We start from the raw sequence: 20,835 nt of genomic DNA on the forward strand, positions 1-20,835 counted from the left end.
ACTGCTCCTATTTTGTGTCACTACTTAGAGTAATAAATTGACCGCTAATGCGATAAAAATTAAGCCAGAAATACGATCAATCCACACCGGCGCTGCGGGATGTTGCCTAAAATAGCCTGCAATTTTATCACCACCATAGATGTACATGCAGTCAATGGGGAAAGCTAAAATAGGATAAAGTAAGCCAAACATGGCCAGTTGCATCGTTGTCGAGGTCGCCAAGCTACTATCGACAAACTGAGGAATAAATGCAATAAAGAACAGGGCGACTTTGGGGTTTAAGACTTCCGTCATCATTGCTTGGAACATTACGTTTTTAGGCTTTTTGGTGCTCACGTGTGGTTTTTCCTCGCAAGCTATCTGCCCCTTCCCAAGCGTCTCCTTGATAGTCATTACACCTAGATAAGCTAGGTAAGCTGCGCCGAGGTATTGCACTGTGGTATAGGCGGTCTCTGAAGCTTTTAGGAGTGCCGATAAGCCAACAACGGCAAAGAGTGTGTGGATCACCCCTCCGAGTGCAAAGCCCAATGCGCTCTGCATTCCAGCTGCGCGGCCATTAGTAAAGGTCTGCGCCATTAAAAATGCATTGGATGGACCCGGTGCTACGGCAATTACCGTGCTGGCGATTAAAAATGAGAATAAGTATTCAAGATTTAGCATCGTATTATTAAATTAGATCTTTACCAATCCATACCACTTTACCGAGAATTTCCAGCTGCTCCAATTCATTCGGCATCACAACTTGTTCTCGGTATTCTTTATTATCGCTAATCAAACGTACTGAGCCATCAAAGTTTTGTTGTAGGCGCTTGGCATAAAGCTCTTCGCCAAGGCGAACAACATAGATCAGGCCTTCGCTTAATTTTTTATCCGATAAGTCCACTAAAATTGTATTGTTATTGTGAATAGTGGGTTCCATAGAGTCGCCTTTGGCAAACACCACGACCAGCTGTGACTTATCTAAATTTTTAAATTCAATCCACTTTTTTCTAAATGCAAGGTAGCGTGCAACCTCGGCGCTTTGGTTAAATGCGCCATAACCTGTGCTGACAGAAACATGATAGCCAGGCACAACAACAAAGTCCTCATTAAAGTCTTCCAAGGTAATACTTTGCTGGATGATTGGTGACTCTGTTTTGCAATCAAGTGGGATCCCGGTAACGAGCCACATTAAGTCTACATTGGCCTGTTTGGCAATGCGTTCAATCACACTGAGTTTTGGGTCTTCCCCTTTTAATATTCTGCGCAGCGTCCCTTCAGATACATCAATTTTTAACGCAAAAGCTCTAATACTGTCCGGCTTGATCGCATATTCTACGCGCTCCGCTAGGCTCATGAGACTTTGTTCCATGCGTTGCCTCTTAAATAATGATACGTGTGCGTCATTATATGGGCTATTTTTTGCGAAGTAAAATCATTTTTGACGCAAAAAAGATCCATTTATTCGTTGTAATGCGTAATAAACAGATCTATTATCTTCATTAAATTACGCAGTGAATGCATTTAGTCAGTGAGTGCGTAAATAAGTGATTTTTATAAACGTCATATATTTGCGCAATTTTTTAAGGAATGAGTGTGATGTTAATGAGCCAACCTTTAATTTCAGAACGCGCGCCGCTTGGTGCTGCCATACTTAGATTTGCACGTAAAAGTCGCGGTTTTACTCAAGCTGAATCAGCCGCAAGCTACGGTATAGAGGAGCGAACATTAAGGCGCTGGGAGAATAACGAATACAATCCTAAATGGAATGATGTGATTGCATTGGTTGAAGATGTTTATTTAATGGACATTGTTAATGTCATCGTGGGGTTAAGGACATCAAGTGCTGCGTAAAAAATTAAAGCCAGCGTACGCTGGCTTTGTTCGATAAAATCGCTATGTCTAGCATAGCGACTTATATTTTCTTACTCTTCGTCTTCAACAAGTGTCATCAGTGAAGTGTTACCACCAGAAGCTGTGGTATCGATACTAATGGTTTTCTCTGTTACTAGACGATTGATAAGCGTATCGTAGTACTCTGCACTGATCACTGGCAGGATAGCGCCTTTGCGCTCTGCAAGTTGTTGTGAGAAGTAACCAAGGCGTGAAGAGCGTGCAGCCACAACAGCACCTGCAAGATGAGGGTGTGCCAAAATAGCTTGCAGTTGGTTTTGCTTCGCTACTTGGAATACGCCTTCAGCAACCCCTGTAGAGATAAACTTATCTCTAAATGCCAATGCTTCTTCATAGAATAGGTCAGAGGCTACCGTGATCACTGTGTTACCTGCAGCAAGCGCTGTGATAATTGAAATCGCCCAAAAGTTGAACGAAGTACTCTTATCGGCATATACCACAACACAACCACGCGCTTCTAAGTGCAGCGTGTTTGACTCACCAGTAGGTCCCGGTAGCGTGGTGTAAGTACGCATACGCTTTTCTAAGCGGTTTAGCTGAGCACGTGCATCAGAAAGCGTTAATGATAAATCATCTGCCAACTCATCAATAATGTCTACAGTTGCGATTTTAGCAAGTAGCTGACGCACTGCTGAAACTCGGTCATTCAAAGCTGTACGACGCCAGATCTTTTCATCACGCTTTGAGTTTTGCATCAGTTTTTCAACTTGCTCAACTGCACCTGGGAAGTGGTGAATTTCTAGCTCATCAGGTGTTAAATCTGTCATTTGGACGTTGTCTGGTGACGCTTTTTCTTTTACAAGGCGAACTAGATAGTTTGGACCACCTGCTTTTGGACCTGTACCAGATAAGCCACGACCACCAAATGGCTGTACACCAACGATAGCACCAATCATGTTACGGTTCACGTATACGTTACCCGCACGAGACATCTTAGCTAGGTATTCGCAGCGCTCTTCGATACGTGAATGAACACCCATTGTTAGACCGTAACCTGTACCATTGATTTGGTCGATAACATTATCAAGTTGATCTGCTTTAAAGCGTACAACGTGGACTACCGGACCGAATACTTCACGCTTCAACACGGATAGATCAGAAATCTCATATAAGCGAGGGGCAAAGAAGTAAGCGCCATTCTCGCTGTTATCTGGGATCTTAGCTTCGAATAGTAGCTTGCCGTTCGACTTCATGTAATCAACGTGCTTAGTCAGCGTGGTCAGCGCTTTTTCATCGATCACAGGACCAATATCAGTTGAAAGTTGTGAAGGGTCACCCACATGCAGCTCTTTTAGTGCACCTGTTAGCATTTCGATAATGCCATCAGCGACATCTTCTTGTACAAATAACACACGAAGTGCTGAACAGCGTTGACCCGCACTTTGAAAACCTGAAGAAATAACATCGTCAACCACTTGCTCTGGTAATGCTGTTGAGTCAACGATCATACAGTTTTGACCACCAGTTTCTGCAATCAGAGGAACCTGAATGTCATTACGCTCAGCAAGAATTTGCGAGATAAGCGTACCGGTCTCTGTTGAACCTGTGAACATAACCGCTTGGATGCGCTCATCAGGCACGATGTGTTTACCCACTTCGCTACCGCGTGCGATAACAGGCTGTACTACGTGCTCAGGTAAGCCAACAGTATGCATTAATTCGATACAACGCAGTGCAATCATACTGGTTTGTTCAGCAGGCTTTGCAATAACGGTGTTACCAGTCACGATAGCAGCAGCTACCTGACCTAAGAAGATCGCCAGAGGAAAGTTCCACGGGCTGATACATAAGATCACGCCACGAGCTTCAAAGCGTTCATCTTTAGACAGCTCTTCTGCACGAGCTGCATAGTAGCGACAGAAGTCAACGGCTTCGCGCACTTCATCGATGCTGTCTTGGGCTACTTTACCTGCTTCTTTAATACAAATAGCAACGAGTTCGTCATGGTGACGCTCAAGAATGTCAGCAATACGGCGTAGTAGGTTTGCACGCTCTTCGACAGTGGTCTGTGACCAACTCTCAAAAGCCGCGTCAGCATTTATTAGTACATTTTGCATGTGTACTTCATCGTGTAAAGGCACAGAGCCAATCACTTGTTTGTGGTTCGCTGGGTTACGAACTGCAAGGTGACCTTCTGGTACTTGGCTTTCATCGATTAGGTGTTCGTTAAACCAGTTGTCTAGGTTCTCTTTGAATGGTGTTAAATCATTGATATCCGTCAGATCTTTACCTTTTGAGTTTGGACGCTCATCGCCATAAAGCTCTATAGGTAGTTTAATCTGCGTATTGTAACGGTTACGTAGGCCTTGCAGTGTTTCTACAGGGTCAGGAAGTAGTGACTCAACAGGCTTAGTGGTATCTACAATCGCGTTTACGAATGATGAGTTTGCACCATTTTCAAGTAGACGGCGTACCAGATAAGCAAGTAGATCTTCGTGCTGACCAACAGGCGCATACACACGACACTGAATACCTTCTTTTTCAACGATTTGATCGTAAAGTGATTCGCCCATTCCGTGTAAACGTTGGAATTCAAACCCTTTATTATCGCCTTTAGCAACCTCTAGGATAGTTGCTGCGGTGTAAGCATTGTGCGTTGCAAACTGCGGGAATAATACATCGCGTGCTTCAAGGAGCTTAATAGCACAGGCCTTATAAGAAACGTCAGTCGTTGCTTTACGGGTGAATACAGGGAAGTGCTCCAGACCATCTTGTTGTGTGGTTTTAATTTCCGTATCCCAGTAAGCACCTTTAACTAAACGCACCATCAATTTACGGCCTACGCGACGAGCAAGTTCTGCTACCCATTCCACAACGAAAATAGCACGCTTTTGATATGCTTGTACTGCAAGACCAAAACCATTCCAGTCACCAAGTGCATCATCAGAGAATACCGCTTCAATGACATCTAAAGAGATATCTAAACGGTCTGCTTCTTCCGCATCAACAGTAAAACCGATATCGTATTCTTTAGCTACAATAGCAAGTTCTTTTAGTTTTGGTACTAGCTCGTCCATCACGCGGTCACGGTGTGTGAATTCATAGCGCGGATGAATAGCTGAAAGTTTAACTGAGATACCAGGACTCTTAATTGGGCCACGGCCTTTTGCCGCTTTACCAATTGCGTGGATGGCGTTCATATAGCTTTGGAAGTAACGCTCTGCATCCTTCATCGTACGTGCGCCTTCACCTAGCATGTCGTACGAATATACATAACCTTTTTGTTCTTTATCAGCGGCACGGTCGATAGCATCTTGAATGGTTTCACCCATTACAAACTGCTTACCCATGATCTTCATTGCATAGTTAACGGATTTACGGATAACAGGCTCACCAAGACGACCAATTGTGCGCTTTAGCACGCCAAATTGTTCTTCTTTATTCTTGTCTGAGTAATTAACCATTTTACCGGTAACGAGTAAGCCCCAGCTTGAAGCGTTAACAAATAACGAGTCGCTGCTACCTAAGTGTGAACTCCAGTCGCCTTGTGCGAGTTTGTCGCGGATCAGGCTTTCTTGCGTTGCTTTGTCTGGTACACGAAGTAGCGCTTCGGCTAAACACATCAGCACCACGCCTTCTTCGGTAGAAAGAGAGAATTCATTTAAAAGCGCGTCTACACCGTTTTGACCATCTTGATCTCTACGAATGTTCAATACCATTTGACGCGCACGTTCCCATGCTCGGCTTCGAGCTGTAACGCCTACCTCAGCTAAAGGTAAAATATGATCAATAACCGCGTTCTCATCAATGCGGTAAAAATCACGGATCTTTTGTCGAATAGGACAGTTAGTTGTCAAATCGCCGTTAAAAAGCATAAGCAACCCTCAAAAATTGGAGTCAAAAATACATGTAATTCGCGCCAGCCTATGGAATCACACATCTAATGTGTAGATTACAAAACTACATCTGAACTGATGCCAAACTAAGCAACCAAAGGTTGAAAGTGTAGTTTCTTTTGCATAGGAAGCCTCAATTACGACAAAATGATGCAGTCACATTGCTAACCATAACACACCCATTCGGGGGTTCAAATTTTAGCCAGAATGCATGTTCTAAGTGTTTGAACAAAGCTGCGTTAGATACAGAGATAAACCGCTTTGCCCTTTATCGTTAATTTCGCGGGCATTCTATCGAAAAGACAGCAGAATATGCTGTTTTATTTTCAAGGAATACGGTAAATTTGCGGGTAATCTCAAACCCTCACAAAATTTTATGCTGATATGACGACTTCCATTAAAACTCGGGTATTAGATCGCATCGATTTAGCAATCTTAGACGCGCTCCAGCGCAACGGTCGGATCTCTAATGTAAACTTGGCGAAAGAGGTAAACTTGAGCCCGAGTCCTTGCCTCGACCGAGTAAAAAAACTCGAGTCGGAAGGGTATATTGAAGGGTATACGGCAAGATTAAATGCCGCAAAACTTGGCCAGCATTTGGTTGCGCATGTTGAAATAACCTTGAAAAGCTCGACCGAAGCGGTATTTGAGGTGTTTAAACAGCATATTGTAAAAATCCCCAACGTCGTTTCTTGTGATATGGTAGCTGGTGGCTTTGATTATTTAGTTAAGATCCGAGTCCAGGATATGCGTCAATATCGTGAGGTATTAGGTCAAATCGTTGAAATACCTGGAGTTGGTACAAATCATACCTATATGGTGATAGAACACGTCAAAGAAGACATGGGTGTAGAAGTGTTGAACTATCAGTAACTGTTGGCCCAATTTAAGGAATAATACATGCAAAAAGTGGTACTTATCACCGGTGCGAGCCGTGGGATTGGTGCGGCAACGGCTCAGTTGCTGGGACAACAAGGGTTTACCGTTGTTATAAATTACAAGCAGAATGTGCAAGCCGCAGAAACGGTTGCCAATACCATCCTAAGTAATAATGGTAAAGCGCATTTGTTGCAAGCAGATGTCACAGACGAAAAGTCTGTAGAGGCAATGTTTGACAAGATAAAGGCAGATATTGGCATAGTTACGCATCTGGTCAACAACGCGGGGGTGCTGAACACGCAGACTCGAGTTGAACACATGACTGCAGCGCGTATCAACAATATGCTTACTAATAATGTTACGCCGTATTTTATTTGTGCTCGCGAAGCAATTAAACACATGCGTTTGAGTGCTAATCCAGCACAGTGTGCAATGGTAAATGTATCGTCAGCAGCTTCTTATTTAGGTGGGGCAAATGAATATGTTGACTACGCCGCTGCAAAAGGTGCAATAGACAGCTTCACTAAAGGCTTATCTCTGGAATTAGCCGCTGAGCAGATCCGTGTAAACTGCGTGAGACCTGGCTGTATTTATACCGATATCCACGGTGACGGTGGCGAACCAGACCGAGTTGACCGTCTAGCCGATTTTTTACCGCTGAAGCGAGGTGGAACCGCAATTGAGGTTGCTAATGCCATCGCTTGGCTTTTAAGTAACGAAGCAAGCTTTGTTACAGGGACTTTTATTGATTTAGCTGGAGGGAAATAGCAATTTATGAAAAATAAAATTGTTTATGTCTCAGGAACATTTGATCAATGCGGCGTCGACGGCGGCATTTAACAGTTACAAAGATTTGACGTCTTATTGCGCAACGAAAGTCTTAGCGAATCGCTTGATTATACTGATTTGCTAGTATTCATTGACATAATGCGCTTGAGCTAGGTTCCCAATACGATTGCGCAAGGTCGGTGCAAGCAGTTTGTAATAGTATGTGGTGGCATGGAAGTCGCCGCGCTCATCACTGACAAAATGAGGGATTTGCCCTGCGACTTTAAAGCCTAGACTCTGATATAGGATTTCTGCGTCCGAATCCGATTGTGTATCAAGGACGAGTAACGATATCTGCTGCCGTGTAGATTCTTGCTCTATGGCTTGCATCAACTTTGTTGCCACACCTTTTCGCCGGCTGTTTGGATGCACTAATAGTTTTTCAACTTCAGCTCGGTGCTGAGCATTATCTTTTGTTGCAGGAGAGAGTTGCACACAACCTGCCATTACGCCATTAAGTTCAGCGATAATAAGCGTCTTTTGCGACTTGATCACAGCATCGAGAACTTGCCACCAGTAATTCTGTATTGCTCTGCTAGAGGATGATTGCAAAAAACCGATAGAGGCGCCAAGGTTAATACAGGCTTGCGTCAGCGCGCTAAGTTGTTTTACCCAAAGCTGACAATCTAAGCGATTGTATTTCAAGCTAGGTGCCTGAATAATGCGAAGCTGCATTGCGGTATTAGACAAATTGTTCATGCAGTTCCTTATTTATCCGAGCCAGACTTTGCTCAAGCCTTGCCTTTTCATGCATTAATTTTTGCCATCGAGTTTGCTGTTTCTCTTTGGAGCGTCTCAGTGCTTCGTATAGTGATCGCTGCGGCACATGATAGGCTTTTGCGGCTTGTGATGGGGTGAGCATATCGTTCATTACAGCGTGTACGGCAGTGTCTAGTTTGCTAAGTGTCATTGTGCTTTCTCCTTAACATCTATTGGGTTTGTTGCTGTATCGTGCACAGGCCAGATACTCACATCCAAATGCCAAAGTAAGTACATCGTTTGATATAAAGTGTACATAATTACGCTCCTTTTTTGTCGTGTTAGTTGATAAGGAAAAACTGTGCCAAAAATTAAAATTATTTAATATCAATAGGATGTATTTTTTATTGGTATGTAAATACGTTCACATTGCACTGCTTTAGGGAGGTGAGTGCAGCATTTGCACCGAATTGAACAGAATTAGCGCGAGAGTGCTTAAAAGTTAATTTGGATCAAATTAAAGTGAATAAAGTAAATAAAATGTTTATTTTTAATATTTGGATAGTAGGCTTTGTGCGACTTTATTGAAGGAGCATTTTTTCATGTCTGAATTATCCAGAACCCAAGATATTACGGACCCCGAGGGGTTACAGTTTCAAATTCAAATCGACGACATTGCGGTTAATGCATGCGATGGCGAAACCGTGTTGTCTGTTTTGCTTGCGGCGAACTATAAGCAAATCATGGAAAGCGATCGAGAGGCCGTATCCGGTGCTTATTGTGGTATGGGCGTTTGTCATTGTTGTCAGGTAACAATAAACAAACAACATAAACAAAAGGCTTGCCAAACCTTAGTACAACCCAATATGCAGGTTGAAACTAAACAAAATCGTTTCAAGCAGGTTGGAGTATAGTGATGTCTACTTGTCAAAAAGAAAAAATCGTTATTGTTGGTGCAGGACCTGCAGGCGTCAGCTGTGCAGCTGAGCTGGCTAAATATGGCATTACTAGCACCTTAGTTGATGAAGCGCCAAAAATTGGTGGAGTTATCTATCGCGGTCCACTTAGACAGGCGAGTAAGCTTCCTCATTTAGATGAAAATCTTAAACGAGCGATGGCTGCACTAAAGGTACGCTACGAACATCATAAACAAGATATAACGCTACAACTACAAACCAAAGTGCTTGGGCCTGAGGGTGAAAGTGGTTTATTGTTGCAAACACAAAATCAGCTAACACAAATAGATTACACTAGGTTGGTTTTGGCAACTGGTTGTCATGAGCGCAGTGTGCCATTTGAAGGGTGGCAGTTGCCTGGTGTGATGTTAATGGGCGGGATGCAACTTCAGCTTAAAAGTGGGTTAGTTCGACCAGGGAAAAAAGTGGCTTTAGTCGGAACTGGACCATTATTGCCATTGGTTGCTTGCCAGTTGCATAAATCCGGGGCACAAGTGGTTGGCGTATATGAAGCGAGTCGCTTTAGTGAACTGGCGAAAGAGACCGTGGCGCTGCTCAATAAACCTAAGCTTACGCTTTCGGGATTGAGTATGTTGGCGTATCTCAAAAAGCATAATATTCCGTTCAAGTATGGCTATGGCATCGTGAAAGCAGAAGGCCAAGAAAAACTCTCCAGTGTTACCGTAGCGCCTTACGATGAGCACTGGCATGCGGACTTGTCAAAAGCACAGCATTTAGCCGTGGATAGTTTGGGAGTTGGCTATGGTTTTGTTGCCCGCACACAGCTTGCCATGCTACTTGGGGTTTCTCATCAGTACACCACCACGAATGGCTATGTGCCTTTATTAGATGACAATTTACGCAGTAGCTTAAATTCAATTTTTGTTTGTGGTGATACCAATGGTTTGTTAGGTGCGGAAGCGGCTATCATTGAAGGAAAAATAGCCGCAACCATGCTTGCCTATGAGCAAGCCTGTTTAAGCGAGTCGAACTTCCACACGCGAATGCGCAAGCTCAAAACTAAGCGTAAGCAAGCACAGAAATTTAGAGCTGGATTTGATCGCTTCTCGGCGCGTCGAGAGGGGCTGCTTGCATTAACACAAGCAGATACCGTGGTGTGTCGCTGCGAACAAGTAAAGCGCCAGCAACTCGATTTAGCGTTGCAACAAGGTGCGAAAGATTTGTCTAGCGTGAAAATGAGAACCCGTATTGGCATGGGAGACTGCCAAGGAAAAATGTGCTCTAGCTATGCACTAGACCGACTGCACGCTGCAGGGCACTTAGATACACTCGGTGTGATAAGGCCAAGATTCCCACTAGACCCAATTCCATTTACTTTACTGGAGAAAAACCATGAAGCAGTATGATGTCATTATCGCAGGTGGCGGTGTAATAGGCGCTGCTTGTGCTTACTTTTTAAGTCGTGATACCAACCTAAAAATCGCGTTAGTGGATTTAAAAAAGCCGGGTAACGCGTCTCGTGCATCTGCGGGTGGATTATGGGCAATTGGTGAGTCGGTTGGACTTGGCTGTGGTGTGATCTTCTTCAAAACCTTGTCTAAGCTCCAAAGTGAAGGAGATACCGAAGCTGCGGAAACATTGCGGCCGCATCAATTACCAGAATGCTTTTTTGAACTTGCGCTCAAGTCAAACGAGTTATATCCAGCACTGCATGAAGAAATGCTGACCAGACACGATGTCGACTTTAAGTTTGAACGTACCGGTCTCAAATTCATTATGTACAATCGTGATGATGAAATATATGCAGATAGCATAGTGTCTGGGATCCCTAATTTGTCTTCGCAGATCCGTTGGCTAGACCAACAGCAATTACGTGCAGAGGAGCCTTACATCACTCCTGATGCGATTGGTGCAATAGATTTTATTTGTGACCATCAGGTAAACCCATACCGATTAGTTGATGCGTATACCGAAGGCGCGCGCCAAAATGGTGTTGAGTTATTTCTGAATACCGAAGTGCTAGAGGTACTGCGTGAAGGCAATAAGGTGATAGGCGTGAGGATGCAAGATCAAAGTCTGCATTGCGACACTCTAATTAATGCCGCTGGCGCCTGGGCGGATGACATTTACCATCAGGCAACAGGTAAACACATGCCAGTTTACCCAGTTAAAGGTCAAATAGTGTTGTCTGAGCGCATGCCTAAAGTATTAAATGGTTGTATCAGTACCAGTGATTGCTACATTGCACAAAAGGATAACGGCGAGATTTTAATTGGCTCATCAACGGAGGAAAAAGGCTTCGACACCACCAATAGTCTAGATAAAATTACCGAGTTGTCACAAGGTGCTATGAAGTGTTTGCCGGTGCTAAAAGAGTCGAGTATTAAACGTTGCTGGGCGGGACTTAGACCTGGTACACCGGATGAGCTGCCAATTTTGGGCCCCGTTGATGGAGTGGAAGGTTACATTAATGCGTGTGGGCACTTTAGGACGGGGATTTTAATGTCGGCCATTACTGGCACGCTTATTACTGAACTCATGACAGGCAAACCTACCTCTGTTGATTTAGCTCCATTTCGCGTTGAAAGGTTCGAATAAGCATTTGATTCTGCTGTCTTAATGGGATATATCTAGTTGCTGATGAATATTCCATTAAGGCAAGATAGACGGTGCAATTACGCAAGCCTAAAAAACTAAACCGAGGTGATACCCTTGCGATTGTATCACCTAGCTGGGGTGGCCCAGGCACATTTCCCCATATTTTTGAGCAAGGGTTAGCAAACCTGCGTTCGCTTGGTTTTAATATTGTTGAAATGCCGTCGGCTCGAACTGCCGCAGACGTGCTTTTTTCACAGCCACAATTACGTGCAAAAGATATTAATGATGCCTTTGCCGACCCGAATATAGCCGGGATAATTTCTTCCATTGGTGGTTCAGATTCCGCGCGGATCCTGCCTTATTTGGATAAATCCGTTATCTTGAATAACCCTAAGTTTATGATGGGCTATTCTGACTTTTCCACGTTCACTACATTGCTGAACCAATGGGGATTAGTCACCTTTAACGGCCCATCGGTCATGGCCGGTTTCTCCCAGTACCACAACGCTAGTGCTGAATATCAAGCCTATTTAGCGCAGGCGCTGCTAGGTGAAGTCCATTATCCAATATTCAAAGCCTATTCTCATGGATATCCGGAGTGGGCAATACCAGAAAACGTCGGTAAGCTGCATCCCTCAATAGCAACAGATGGTCCTAAAGTACTGCAAGGTACAGGGCAAGTGGAAGGGCAGCTATTTGGCGGTTGTTTTGAAGTGATGGAGATGCTAAAAGGCACAGAATACTGGCCATCGCCGTCATTTTGGCAAGACAAATTGCTATTTTTAGAAACCTCTGAGGATAAACCCAGTCAAGACTATATTCGCTTTTGGTTACGTAACTATGGGGTGATGGGGGTGTTTGAAAAAGTATCCGGCTTAATGGTTGGCCGTGCGCGGGATTACAGCGAACGCGAGATGGCTGCGCTTGATGAAGTGATTTTATCGGTTGTACGTGATGAGTTTGGCTGTGACAGTTTACCCGTAATAACTCGGCTTGACTTTGGCCATACCGATCCGCAGTGGATTTTGCCGTTAGGAATACAGCATCGCTTGGATTTGGATAACTTCAGTCTAGATGCGATAGAGCCGGTATTTGATTTGTTGTAGTGGTGTGATGAGGGAGAAAAACCGTGCTGGTAGTTTTTTTTGGTGCTTGCAGGCAAATTTACTGCTTTTGAGAGAAAAACTAGAACTCGCAGTCAATACTAATCCCCCTTTAACACACCCGAAAAACATAACTGCTCGGCGGGTAAACCACCTCCCACAAAACTATCTGCACTGCTAATTAAGAGGCTATGCTGATAGTTTTTGCAACCCTTGCAAACAGCTTTATCGTAAAAATCGTAGAAGATCTCACAAGCAACTTATTCCCCCTCCATCACACCCGAAAAGCATAAGCCGATATGCAATGTGCCGACAGGATGTCGGCCAAGTCTTGTCTGGCATAGTGAGAAATCATTGATGAAGAAATCATTGATGACACCCACTACTATTAACATCAAAGCTGAGGAAGTGAAGTAAAAGAATATCTAAACACTCCAGTCATTTTGGTCAAAAACGTTTATCGATAGGTTAATTCTTATCGCCTAGGCATATCTCTACATTAAAACAGGGTTATCGCCGCACGACAAAGCACTGCTAATACAACAGTAAGAAAATTCTAGAATTGAGAATGTGAGTTATGCTAAGCCAGCAAGCGCTCGCAGTTTGTTAGGTTTGTCCGTCGTCGTTTTTGCAGTGTTTCGCAGTAAGCGGTTATCCTACGCTCTCGGCCAACCGCGCCGTGGAATATCCGAGAAAACTGCGTAGTAAGTTTTATCCAGTTCTCAGGCTCAATATTGAGTCGAGTGAGTATGGGTTGTGACTCAAAAATATAGCCTCGTTTGTCGGCGCGAATATATTGGCCTGTGAGTTCAACCAATTCGATATAAGACTTGAGCTCAAAAGGCAGGCCTTTAGGCATGTGTTTTCGTGGGCTGCCAGCAAAGCGTAATAGGCTTTTTGGTTGTTTGCCCAGCTTAGCGTGGTCGATGCGTTTTTTGATGCTGGTGTAGTCTGAGGTTTCAGGCGTTGCGGCAATTTTGGCTCGAATTGGGTTTAGGTCTACGTAAGCGAGGCAGGCAGCCAGTGCAGCTTCATCCAATAGTGCTTGGGATTTGAATCGTCCTTCCCAAAACCGACCTGTACAATTATCTTCTTTATTTGCTCGGCGGGCGATGTCTTCGTTAAGCACTCGCATAAACCAGCTAATATCTGCGAGCCTTTCTCTGTACTTATCAACCAGCTCATCGAGTATCAATTGCTCCGACTCATTGAGTGGCTCATCTTCAATAAACTTTTGGCTTATCCAATTGCCTTTAAATAACTTGTGCCATCGCATCACAGTCGCTTTATCCGACAGGCGCTTAGCCTTTTTATCATCAACATATAAAACAATGTGGGTGTGATTACTCATCACGGCATAAGCACAGACATCAATACAAAACACGGAGCCCAGCATCGGAGCTTTTCTTCAACCCAATCCCGGCGGTGCTCGTATGATTTTCCAGAAAATTTATCTTCACCGCATAAAAAGGCGCGCCTTACGCAACGGGAGATACAGTGATAATATTTGGTGTCGGTTAAACTGATTTGTCTTTTACGGGCAGTAGCCATAGTTTAGTTTCCTCAATCCTTTGAGTGTAGATTCAAAGCTTAGGCGGTATCTTAGGAAGGTGCAAATTAGCGGTGGGTGTCTGGTTTAAATTGTGATACGGGCAGTAGCCATAGTTTGGTTTCCTCAATCCTTTGAGTGCAGAATTAAAGCTTAGGCGGTATCTTAGGAAGGTGCAAATTAGTAGTGGGTGTCAGCTATTTATTCATTAGGAAGGTGCAAATTAGTAGTGGGTGTCAGCTATTTATTCATTTAGATTTCGAGAGAAGTATTTGAACATGGAAGAAATAAGAAAGATTAGAGAAGCGTGGCTACAAGCCTATTTGGATGGTAACACAGTTACACTTGAGCAAATTGAGTCTGAGAATTTTTCTATTGTATCTGGGCAAGGTGTTGAATCTAACCCGGCTAGGCTCAAAAATATCGCGGCTCGCAAATTAAACGGGAAATGGTTTGGACCCTTTACCAGTTTTCAGAACTCCCAAATGGAGTATCAACAGTTGGGTCCAGTTACAACTGTAACTGGTTTTTGCCAAATTATAGGTAAAGATAGGATAATTCGCTCGAGCTACATTTCCGAAGTGTGGCAAAAAATAAACGGCAAGTGGCGAATCATCCTAGCGCATGCTTCGGCGAAAAATGAGATTTAACAAATTGTACATGCCTATTTCAGCTAGAAAGAATCAAGTACAAAACAAGTGACACCCTCACTATTAATATCAAAGCTGAGGAAGTGAAGTAAAAAAGTATAAAAATACTTCAATTGGGCTTTGTGCGTTACTCACAAATTATGGCTAACTATTTTTGCCGTTAATTTTGGCCTAATTAACAAAAAATAACTGTAGTTCTATGAAATATTTTAGAAAAATGATTGAGCATTTTATTCCTGTCAATGATGATGAATGGGATTATGCTTGCGGAATATTTGACATTAAACACGTAAAAAAAGGAACAACGGTACATCATGCAGGTGAGGTGTTTAATGAAATATGGTTTATTAAAAGTGGTTTAGCCAGATCATATTTAAGTGATATAAATGGCAAAGATCATACTTGGCAGCTCTATTTTCGTGGAAAAAGTAAGCATGGTTTAAATCACTTTATGGACGATAGCGTAAGCTTTTATGAAAAAACAGGGTCAATGCTTAACTTTGAAATTCTTGAAGATTCGGTTTTTTATGTGGCGCCTCTGGAAGCACTTGATAAGCTTTTATCGCAAGATAAAAAGTGGGAGGTATTAGCACGGACATGGATACATAACACCTATTATTCTGCAACATACAAACGTGTCCTTTCTCTCATGTCTGAGACTGCTGCACAGAGGTATGCTCGTTTACTCGATGAATACCCTTATATATTTAAGCAAGTTAAGTCTTATCATGTGGCCTCTTATCTGGGTGTCGCTCCCCAAACATTGAGTAAATTAAAAAATGAATCTAGGTGAATGAACTTTAGTACTCCGTTGTTTACCATGCTTTTTTCAACGGAGATTAATAATGAATATCGCTCATAAATTTAGAAGCCATCAGGAACAAAACTCGTCGCTTTACATTGATAACTTCAGGAGTGTAAGTGGCGTCGCCAAACTAAGTGTTATACATGCATGGAGCACATCATGATAGAACTGACACAGATAGGCGCTCGACTCATCTTTATTGGAATGGCTTTGTTTCTTGCCGGTTTAATACAAGGTGCGTTGATACCAGTGGTTAAAAATTCCCGAATGGCGCTTTCCGCTCACTTAACTGCTGTTCAATGTGGAATGGCCCTAGCGATCTTTGGTGTTATCTGGTCGTTGGTCGAGCTGCCTTTATCTTTAGAACTCTTTGTGGCTTATGGCTCGGCCTTGGGATTTATCCTTATTTGGCTGGGAATAACTTTGGCATCTGTAACAGGTGCAAGTATAGCACTTCCAATCGCTGGAGCTGGATTTTCATCAACTGTCACTGCAGAATTAACCGTTAAGATTATGGTGCGTTCTGGGTCATTATTATCACTAATTGCCTGTACCTTCTTGGCTTTTGGGTTACTGCCAATACTGCGGTAGTCGAAATTAATGCATAAAGAGGTCATCTAACTTGCCTCGCTTTTTTGGCTATGTGTAAGCACTCGCTTAGCCTAAAAAGCGACTAGCGCGGCAATAGTTAAGTTTTGTATCTGGCACTTCCTGTACTTTTCTGTCTCTGAAGATAAAACTTAACGTCACTACCATCTTTCAAACACTCGCAGTTATGCGCTTTTTAGAGACGGCGCGGCGGCCTTTTATTTTTACAGCTTTTAATGTTTCACTCTTCTTTGTTTGGTATGTTATATTGTATCAAGTTGATGTAGGCATGACGAAGGAGAAAGCGTGAGCGCAAAAGTGCAGTCGTTTGGAGACAAGGCAGCAATTGGGTTATCTATGTTGTGTATAGTCCATTGTTTAATATTACCTTTTTTATTAATTGTACTTCCTCCCTTTGCGGGCCTATTAGCGCTATCTGATGAGGTATTTCATCAGTGGTTACTAATAGCCGTTATACCCATTAGTATATTCGCTCTCGGGTTTGGCTATGTGCGGCATAAGTCGTGTCTTGTCGTGAGTTTAGGGCTCGTGGGCTGCACACTCTTGGTGTTAGCAACTTTTTTGGGTGAACAAGGTGGAGAAACCTTGTTCACAGTGCTTGGCTCTATGCTCATCTCCTACGCTCATCTTCGAAACTATGCGCTGCGTCGCAATTTTCACTAAATAAAACCCTATTTGGAGTTACTATGAATAGCCTTATGCCTATGGAGCCGTTGTTTGACGTGGACTCTTTGCATCATCAGCAGTCAGAGCATGCCACCGTGTTAACCAAGATTTATGAGCCCAACACCAATATTGTGATTTGGCAACATGCATTATCATCTGCTTTGAAAGCAGAGTTTGGGCGCTACTTAGAAACAGCAAAAGAGCTAGAATTAGCCCTACAAATTGCGACTAGCAAGATCACTTGCGAAGTTAGTGAGCCATTAAAGCGTTTGAATTTTAGCGATACGATGGTGGCGCATATTATTGAAATTGTGGATATGTTTAGCTGCTTATTTGAGCTTCGCGTCGTTGGCTTACGGTTAAAAACGCTCGAGACTGCAATGTGCCCGAAATTTCATGTTGATAAAGTGCCAGTACGACTGGTGACTACACTCGCAGGCGCTGGCAGCGAGTGGCTTAGAAACCAGCATGTATCAAGGGATGGCAACAAACTGACTATTTCTCCTGAAGCAGACGCAATATCGCTTGCCTGTGGGGATGTGGCATTATTAAAAGGTGAGCGTTGGGACGGTAATGAAGGCCGTGGCTTAGTGCATCGCTCACCAGCAGTAGTTACAGGGGAAAAGCGATTACTACTGACTTTAGATTTTATCGCCTAGATTGGATTCATTATGACAACAAAATTAACAGCATTTGTATTTAGCACTATTTTTGGCCTTTCGCTATTGGGATGCCAGTCAGAGCCTTCAAATATCGGTATCTCTAAGGTGAGCAGCCAAGCAATCGCCGCACCGCTTAAAATTGCGACTTGGAACATGGAGCATTTAGCATATCCATCGAGCGTAGGGTGTAGGCCTCGTGACGAGCAGGAGATAAGCGCATTGCGCGATTATGCAAAAGGGCTTAATGCTGATGTTATTGCGCTGCAAGAGGTCGCATCGGTTAAAGCGCTGGAGCAGGTCTTTCCAAGCAGTGAATGGCAATTACTGATTTCAAGTCGAGCAGATAGCGCGACGTATGATTGTAGAGATAGTGGCAACCTGTCCACACAACAGAAAACCGCGTTTGCGATTAGAAATAACCTTGTCCCAAGCAAAGTGGATAACGTGAGCGAACTTAGCGTGAATGTTGAAGGGCTACGACATGGCCTAGTTGTGACCTTAGATACTCAGTTTGGTGAGCTTTCAGTGCTTAATGTTCACCTTAAAAGCGGTTGTTTTGTTGATAACTACTCGACTTCGGATAAAAAAGCTTGTCGATTGCTGGCAGAGCAATTACCAGTACTTAAGTCTTGGTTGGAGAAACGCGCAAATAGCAACACCATTGTGTTGGGCGACTTCAATCATCGTTTAAGTCATGGCGACAATCAATTTTGGCAGCAGTTAACCAAGCACCAAAATAATGCTTCTGCACCTTTGGTAAACGCAACTAAAACACTGACAGGTTGTCACCCACGTTACCCAGTTCCGATTGACCATATATTGCTAAGCAACAAGCTTGCAAACACGGTAAAATTTGACCCCAGCGTACATTTTTTTGCGGATATGTCTGAAGAGAGAATGCTCAGCGATCACTGCGCTATTTCGGTGTCAATTACTGTGCGCTAAGGCGGTTGTTAGTTGCACTAAAAGGGAGTGCGTATAGCCAAAAAGCCAATCGGTGATGTGCAAATATTATCTAGGTCTACTCGCCAAAAGCGGCTCCTTTAATGGTGACTTTAGTGTTGAAATTAGACCTTATTTGCTTTAGTCTGCTGCGCAAATTGAGCTGAGTTACATAGACTTAGCGCTGCGCATTCAAAGGATTTGAACAATGACTAAACGCTTTTGGTTTACCACGCTTTATGGTGTATTGCTGGCAATCATTTTATTGCTCGTGAGTGCGCCTTCCCTGGCTTATTTAAAATTTAAAGATGCGTCAGTAGCGGATCCTCACTTCTCTCAGCTACAAGTTAATCTCGATATTAATAAATCTGGTGCACTTCAAGTTACTCAGCAAGGCATATTGCAAGGGGGAAACTTCGATTGGCAGGGACTCGCGCAAACAATTGAGCTGGATGTGAGATATCCAGATGGTACACACTATCTGAGCGATATCAGCATTGACTCAGTAAAAATCGACGAGCAAGAAGTGCGTTATGCACTGAAGTATAACTACGATAGAAGTGCAGTAACGCTCGTAATAAGCAAAGAGCAGCTTCCAAAGCAAGGGCAAGCTCAGCAATTTGAAGTGCGATATCAATCAAAAAACCGGATGCGATTTTATCCGGCATTGGACGAATTGACGTATGCACTCTTTCCTAATGTTAATCTGAAAATTAAAAAGCTTACTGTCTCCATTTTCTACCCTCAAACTGCGACGCTCAAGGAACACCAATTGTTTGTCGATCATCTAAACAATGATGCGTTTTTGATACGCGATGGAATAGTTAATGGACGTAATCAGCTCCTATTCGAGAGTCAATCTGAGATCGCAGATAAAGCACAGGGAGAAATCGCACTCGCGTTTGAAAAAGGTGTATTTAAGGATAATGACCTTTACCGCAAAGTATGGTATCCGTTTAGAGTGTTATTTATTGCTTTGCCGTTTTTAATATTATTTGCATTGGCTGTGTGGCAAACGCGCAAGCGCCTCCATGCATTGCCAAAACTTGCCGATGCGCTTCCTTGTTCCACTCAACCACCAGATTTACCGATTTGCTTGGTAAGAGAGCTGGTTGCTGCAAATATCGAACGCATGCTAACAGCAAAAGACGCGTTAGCTGAGGTGTTAAAGCTTGCAGTGGCGAAACAGTTAACGATTAGCGAACGGGGTAAAAACAATGATGAATTTAGCAATGTTGACCCAAAAAAGCTGCACCAAATTCAGTTAAACCCCGAAGCGCCGAGTGAGTCAGAGGTGATTGGGTTAAGTGGTAAGCTGCAACGTTACTTTTATCAACAGCAAGACGTGCAAAACTCGAGTGGAAAACGCAAGCGAAAACGAGTGATAAAAAACCGTTTTGTTATTAACAAAGGAAACGAGGGGAGGACGTCTTTCACAGAAATAATATGCCATTATGTGAATAATGCCGAAGTGGGAAAAGCGCAGCATAATGTAAACTTTCTTGCTTTTATTGTGCCTATTTTACTTTGGTTAGGTGCTTCTTTTGTTGTGATTGGACTTGGTGCTGGCAATGGGTGGCAAGTGTTTGCGGGTAGTTTAATTGTAGTTTTATTGTGCACTTCTATATTATTAATTGCGGTGCTTATTGTAGAGATGTTCATAGAACATCGCAGCGAAGATAAAAAGAGCCGAGAAATGTGGCTTGTACGTGCGTTAATTTATATTCCTACCTACTTATTCTTATTATGGATGTGTGTTGATGGTGATGATGAGCTGGTGAATGGTACCAGTGTGGTTTTTCACTTCTTTTACCTAGGTTTTATTGCGGCTTTCTTTTCATTTATCGGGCCTTCCAAGCAATTTAAAGCTTGGGTATTGCAGTCTCAGCAATTTTATCAATACATTAAACTAAAGAGTCAGCACTGCTTTGCTGAAGGAGTCGAAAAGGCGGAGTACGAAGCATTGTTACCTTATGCGTATGCATTTGGTTTGTTGAATGAATGGATAAAAGGGTATGAGGCTTATCTAACTACAGAGCATGACGACACTACGCCTTTGATCCCTTGGATACGATATAAAAAAATTACCGAGCCGAGAGAATTAAAACAACATTTAAGTTGTCTTGAAGCAGTCATGCCTGCAATATCATGTTCGCTGTATGATAGACAGCCATACACTTAGGGCGATTGATTTTTCAA

The 20,835-nt window shown here is 43.2% G+C and carries 19 protein-coding genes and 1 pseudogene; 14 read left to right on the forward strand and 6 right to left on the reverse strand.

Annotated elements, in window-relative coordinates; genetic code table 11:
* Window positions 1–24: 24 nt before the first annotated feature.
* Together CWC29_RS03345 and CWC29_RS03350 are read right to left on the reverse strand one after the other, a co-directional pair.
* Entirely contained in the window at window positions 25–660 is a 636-nt protein-coding gene (locus CWC29_RS03345; protein ID WP_088529978.1) for a LysE family translocator, read from the reverse strand.
* Window positions 661–667: 7 nt separating this feature from the next.
* Complete coding sequence (locus CWC29_RS03350; RefSeq protein ID WP_010371973.1) at window positions 668–1,351, reverse strand: XRE family transcriptional regulator; 684 nt, start codon at window positions 1,349–1,351, stop codon at window positions 668–670.
* A 227-nt stretch (window positions 1,352–1,578) separates the two neighbouring features.
* On the opposite strand from CWC29_RS03350, the gene CWC29_RS03355 reads away from it, so the two are divergent.
* Complete coding sequence (locus tag CWC29_RS03355; RefSeq protein ID WP_010371972.1) at window positions 1,579–1,833, forward strand: helix-turn-helix domain-containing protein; 255 nt, start codon at window positions 1,579–1,581, stop codon at window positions 1,831–1,833.
* 71 nt (window positions 1,834–1,904) lie between these two features.
* On the opposite strand, the gene putA is transcribed toward CWC29_RS03355, so the two are convergent.
* Entirely contained in the window at window positions 1,905–5,708 is a 3,804-nt protein-coding gene (putA, locus tag CWC29_RS03360; RefSeq protein ID WP_128728418.1) for a bifunctional proline dehydrogenase/L-glutamate gamma-semialdehyde dehydrogenase PutA, read from the reverse strand.
* A gap of 405 nt (window positions 5,709–6,113) precedes the next feature.
* Between putA and CWC29_RS03365 the strand changes: the two genes are divergently transcribed.
* The gene (locus CWC29_RS03365) at window positions 6,114–6,602 is read left to right on the forward strand and encodes a winged helix-turn-helix transcriptional regulator (protein WP_010371968.1); all 489 of its coding nucleotides are present in this window, start codon (window positions 6,114–6,116) and stop codon (window positions 6,600–6,602) included.
* A gap of 27 nt (window positions 6,603–6,629) precedes the next feature.
* Window positions 6,630–7,376 (forward strand): SDR family oxidoreductase, encoded by a 747-nt coding sequence (locus CWC29_RS03370; RefSeq protein WP_128728417.1) that lies wholly within the window; start codon window positions 6,630–6,632, stop codon window positions 7,374–7,376.
* 141 nt (window positions 7,377–7,517) lie between these two features.
* On the opposite strand, the gene CWC29_RS03380 is transcribed toward CWC29_RS03370, so the two are convergent.
* Both CWC29_RS03380 and CWC29_RS03385 read right to left on the reverse strand, forming a co-directional pair.
* Window positions 7,518–8,135 carry a GNAT family N-acetyltransferase gene (locus CWC29_RS03380; protein ID WP_128728416.1) on the reverse strand — a complete coding sequence of 206 codons (618 nt, stop codon included), beginning with the start codon at window positions 8,133–8,135 and terminating at the stop codon, window positions 7,518–7,520.
* Window positions 8,119–8,346 (reverse strand): helix-turn-helix domain-containing protein, encoded by a 228-nt coding sequence (locus CWC29_RS03385; RefSeq protein ID WP_128728415.1) that lies wholly within the window; start codon window positions 8,344–8,346, stop codon window positions 8,119–8,121. The genes CWC29_RS03380 and CWC29_RS03385 overlap by 17 nt, the downstream gene beginning before the upstream one ends.
* A 391-nt stretch (window positions 8,347–8,737) precedes the next feature.
* Here CWC29_RS03385 and CWC29_RS03390 point away from each other — a divergent pair, with 391 nt between their 5' ends.
* The 4 genes from CWC29_RS03390 (at window position 8,738) to CWC29_RS24065 (ending at window position 12,756) form a co-directional block, all read left to right on the forward strand.
* On the forward strand, window positions 8,738–9,049 hold the full coding sequence (locus tag CWC29_RS03390) for a 2Fe-2S iron-sulfur cluster-binding protein (RefSeq protein WP_010371949.1): 312 nt from the start codon (window positions 8,738–8,740) through the stop codon (window positions 9,047–9,049).
* A 2-nt stretch (window positions 9,050–9,051) separates the two neighbouring features.
* Complete coding sequence (locus CWC29_RS03395) at window positions 9,052–10,458, forward strand: FAD/NAD(P)-dependent oxidoreductase (RefSeq protein WP_128728414.1); 1,407 nt, start codon at window positions 9,052–9,054, stop codon at window positions 10,456–10,458.
* A complete protein-coding gene (locus CWC29_RS03400; RefSeq protein ID WP_138521559.1) occupies window positions 10,445–11,650 on the forward strand; it encodes an NAD(P)/FAD-dependent oxidoreductase in 1,206 nt (401 codons plus the stop codon). The genes CWC29_RS03395 and CWC29_RS03400 overlap by 14 nt, the downstream gene beginning before the upstream one ends.
* 71 nt (window positions 11,651–11,721) lie before the next feature.
* On the forward strand, window positions 11,722–12,756 hold the full coding sequence (locus CWC29_RS24065) for a S66 family peptidase (protein WP_138521557.1): 1,035 nt from the start codon (window positions 11,722–11,724) through the stop codon (window positions 12,754–12,756).
* Window positions 12,757–13,333: 577 nt separating this feature from the next.
* On the opposite strand, the pseudogene CWC29_RS03410 reads toward CWC29_RS24065, so the two are convergent.
* Window positions 13,334–14,304, reverse strand: a pseudogene (locus CWC29_RS03410) (transposase).
* A 276-nt stretch (window positions 14,305–14,580) separates the two neighbouring features.
* Between CWC29_RS03410 and CWC29_RS03415 the strand changes: the two are divergent.
* The 7 genes from CWC29_RS03415 (at window position 14,581) to CWC29_RS03445 (ending at window position 20,818) form a co-directional block, all read left to right on the forward strand.
* On the forward strand, window positions 14,581–14,952 hold the full coding sequence (locus CWC29_RS03415) for a nuclear transport factor 2 family protein (protein ID WP_128725485.1): 372 nt from the start codon (window positions 14,581–14,583) through the stop codon (window positions 14,950–14,952).
* A gap of 199 nt (window positions 14,953–15,151) precedes the next feature.
* Window positions 15,152–15,745 (forward strand): Crp/Fnr family transcriptional regulator, encoded by a 594-nt coding sequence (locus CWC29_RS03420; protein WP_138522379.1) that lies wholly within the window; start codon window positions 15,152–15,154, stop codon window positions 15,743–15,745.
* Between the two features lie 171 nt (window positions 15,746–15,916).
* Window positions 15,917–16,348, forward strand: coding sequence for a hydrogenase (locus CWC29_RS03425; protein ID WP_138522382.1), 432 nt, complete (start codon window positions 15,917–15,919; stop codon window positions 16,346–16,348).
* 303 nt (window positions 16,349–16,651) lie between these two features.
* Window positions 16,652–17,029: a MerC domain-containing protein gene (locus CWC29_RS03430; protein ID WP_128725488.1), complete on the forward strand. Its 378-nt coding sequence runs from the start codon at window positions 16,652–16,654 to the stop codon at window positions 17,027–17,029.
* A gap of 23 nt (window positions 17,030–17,052) precedes the next feature.
* Entirely contained in the window at window positions 17,053–17,691 is a 639-nt protein-coding gene (locus CWC29_RS03435) for a DUF1826 domain-containing protein (RefSeq protein WP_138522384.1), read from the forward strand.
* A 12-nt stretch (window positions 17,692–17,703) separates the two neighbouring features.
* Entirely contained in the window at window positions 17,704–18,639 is a 936-nt protein-coding gene (locus CWC29_RS03440) for an endonuclease/exonuclease/phosphatase family protein (RefSeq protein WP_138522386.1), read from the forward strand.
* Window positions 18,640–18,844: 205 nt separating this feature from the next.
* On the forward strand, window positions 18,845–20,818 hold the full coding sequence (locus CWC29_RS03445) for a DUF2207 domain-containing protein (RefSeq protein WP_138522388.1): 1,974 nt from the start codon (window positions 18,845–18,847) through the stop codon (window positions 20,816–20,818).
* Window positions 20,819–20,835 lie beyond the last annotated feature (17 nt).

This window comes from Pseudoalteromonas galatheae (genome assembly GCF_005886105.2).
GTDB lineage: Bacteria > Pseudomonadota > Gammaproteobacteria > Enterobacterales > Alteromonadaceae > Pseudoalteromonas > Pseudoalteromonas galatheae.

Excerpts from the sequence above, each read along its gene's own strand:
- CWC29_RS03350 (WP_010371973.1), bottom strand. The coding sequence starts at position 1,351 with ATGGAACAAAGTCTCATGAGCCTAGCGGAGCGCGTAGAATATGCGATC.
- CWC29_RS03400 (WP_138521559.1), top strand. The coding sequence starts at position 10,445 with ATGAAGCAGTATGATGTCATTATCGCAGGTGGCGGTGTAATAGGCGCT.
- CWC29_RS03420 (WP_138522379.1), top strand. The coding sequence starts at position 15,152 with ATGAAATATTTTAGAAAAATGATTGAGCATTTTATTCCTGTCAATGAT.
- CWC29_RS03445 (WP_138522388.1), top strand. The coding sequence starts at position 18,845 with ATGACTAAACGCTTTTGGTTTACCACGCTTTATGGTGTATTGCTGGCA.
- CWC29_RS03345 (WP_088529978.1), bottom strand. The coding sequence starts at position 660 with ATGCTAAATCTTGAATACTTATTCTCATTTTTAATCGCCAGCACGGTA.
- CWC29_RS03365 (WP_010371968.1), top strand. The coding sequence starts at position 6,114 with ATGACGACTTCCATTAAAACTCGGGTATTAGATCGCATCGATTTAGCA.
- putA (WP_128728418.1), bottom strand. The coding sequence starts at position 5,708 with ATGCTTTTTAACGGCGATTTGACAACTAACTGTCCTATTCGACAAAAG.
- CWC29_RS03425 (WP_138522382.1), top strand. The coding sequence starts at position 15,917 with ATGATAGAACTGACACAGATAGGCGCTCGACTCATCTTTATTGGAATG.
- CWC29_RS03415 (WP_128725485.1), top strand. The coding sequence starts at position 14,581 with ATGGAAGAAATAAGAAAGATTAGAGAAGCGTGGCTACAAGCCTATTTG.
- CWC29_RS03355 (WP_010371972.1), top strand. The coding sequence starts at position 1,579 with ATGTTAATGAGCCAACCTTTAATTTCAGAACGCGCGCCGCTTGGTGCT.
- CWC29_RS03395 (WP_128728414.1), top strand. The coding sequence starts at position 9,052 with ATGTCTACTTGTCAAAAAGAAAAAATCGTTATTGTTGGTGCAGGACCT.
- CWC29_RS03380 (WP_128728416.1), bottom strand. The coding sequence starts at position 8,135 with ATGAACAATTTGTCTAATACCGCAATGCAGCTTCGCATTATTCAGGCA.
- CWC29_RS03390 (WP_010371949.1), top strand. The coding sequence starts at position 8,738 with ATGTCTGAATTATCCAGAACCCAAGATATTACGGACCCCGAGGGGTTA.
- CWC29_RS03385 (WP_128728415.1), bottom strand. The coding sequence starts at position 8,346 with ATGACACTTAGCAAACTAGACACTGCCGTACACGCTGTAATGAACGAT.
- CWC29_RS03370 (WP_128728417.1), top strand. The coding sequence starts at position 6,630 with ATGCAAAAAGTGGTACTTATCACCGGTGCGAGCCGTGGGATTGGTGCG.
- CWC29_RS03440 (WP_138522386.1), top strand. The coding sequence starts at position 17,704 with ATGACAACAAAATTAACAGCATTTGTATTTAGCACTATTTTTGGCCTT.
- CWC29_RS03435 (WP_138522384.1), top strand. The coding sequence starts at position 17,053 with ATGAATAGCCTTATGCCTATGGAGCCGTTGTTTGACGTGGACTCTTTG.